General features: G+C 37.1%; 2 protein-coding genes. Both read right to left on the bottom strand.

Annotation, left to right across the window (positions count from 1 at the left end; genetic code table 11):
- Nucleotides 1–405 precede the first annotated feature (405 nt).
- Nucleotides 406–1182 (bottom strand): tetratricopeptide repeat protein, encoded by a 777-nt coding sequence (locus VT06_RS16710; RefSeq protein ID WP_046555466.1) that lies wholly within the window; start codon nt 1180–1182, stop codon nt 406–408.
- Complete coding sequence (locus VT06_RS16705) at nt 1183–1428, bottom strand: hypothetical protein (protein ID WP_152659059.1); 246 nt, start codon at nt 1426–1428, stop codon at nt 1183–1185.
- Nucleotides 1429–1551: the final 123 nt, after the last annotated feature.

Here is a 1551-nt window from a genome sequence, read left to right as displayed (position 1 = left end):
CGATAGATCTGATCACCAAACGCCATGAATGTTCAATTATTTCTTTATTATACTATTGTTTTTTATATACATTTTGTGGGGATTTGTCAGGGTCAGAGTAAATTTAAACCTGCTTACGCCAACATACGGACGCCCTCGCTTAGCCCCGTGCTGACGTAGCAGTGAAAAGGACAGGCACAACTGAACAACACAGTGAGTAACAAACACCTAGCCTTAGCACCATAAACCACAATCACCAATGAATTTCTGCTGTGCCTGTCCTATTTTCTGTAAACCGCAAACAACACTACTATGGCAACTAATATACTTTTTATCATTGTTATATCCCTTTAAAGCTTATTAGCTCCGCCCCCTTTTTCGCAGGCTTCAACCCGGCTCCAACCCTATTGATTTCAATAATAAATTTTATTTATCTTCTCTATACATTATCAATATATCTGGTGCAATGATGTGCCCTTTTGCAGCAGCTAGCTTAAGATAATTAAGGCCTTTGGTTCTATCATAAGTAGCAAACTTTTCATTTAAATAAAGTCTTGCAGTCATGAAGTAAATGTCAGCAGCTCTTTTTTCTACTTCTAATGATAATAAATAGTTTAACAACTTTAAAAACTCGACATCGTCCTCAGCAGCGACTACTGCTCTATACTTTTCCTGAGCATATAAAATAGCAATATCCTCATCGTCAGCATGTGAAAAACCGTGAAGAATCTTAAGCATCTCGGCTGAATCAAAATAGCCTGATCTTTGCATCTGCAATAGGTTTGTAATGGCTTCTTTAATACCCGCTCTCGCTGCAATTTCAGTGTGATATAGCGATTTTTTTACATCAAAAAACAATTCATTAGTAAAATAAATTGTTCCTAAATAGTAATGAGCTTTTAACTCACCTAATTCAGCAGACCGACTGTAATACTCGATAGCTTTAGTAATATTTACGGTTCCGAGCAATCCGAACTGGCTGATTTCACCTAAATTTATGTAAGCTTTTTTAGGGTTGCACCTTTCAAGCTCTGTCAAAATAGTTTCCATTCTATGTCGTTTTTCATATGGTACGGTGCCATCGACTACCATATCTTTAATATCAAAATTTAAATCCACTTGCCCACCGCATGCTTCTATAACAGGAAGCGCCCCTTGAGAAAAAAAAGAAAACATTAAAAGTATAAATATATATTTATTCACCTACCTACCTCCTGTTGCATCTCGATATAACGCCTCTGCTGTAGCAACACTCGTATGATATATATTAGAAACTACAGATTGAAATTCAGTCACATACTTAATTGTAACTTCGTAATATCTAAGAGAAGCTGATGCTTCAACACCTATCTTGCCATTCTGACTAACGAATGCTTTTTTTTCAGCACCAACAACACCAAAGTCTCTTCCAAGAGTTAGACCATATTCAGTGTCGTCTTTCGTGAGCACCACTTCCACTCCAAAAAAGTAAAAAAAAAGTAAAAAGGACAGGCACAACTAAACAACACAGTGAGTAACAAACACCTGGCGTTAGCACCAAAAACCACAATCACCAATGCATTCCTGCTGTGC

This window comes from Arsukibacterium sp. MJ3, assembly GCF_000987765.1.
In the GTDB taxonomy this organism is placed as follows: Bacteria; Pseudomonadota; Gammaproteobacteria; order Enterobacterales; family Alteromonadaceae; genus Alishewanella.
This window is presented reverse-complemented; position numbering and strand designations above follow the sequence as displayed.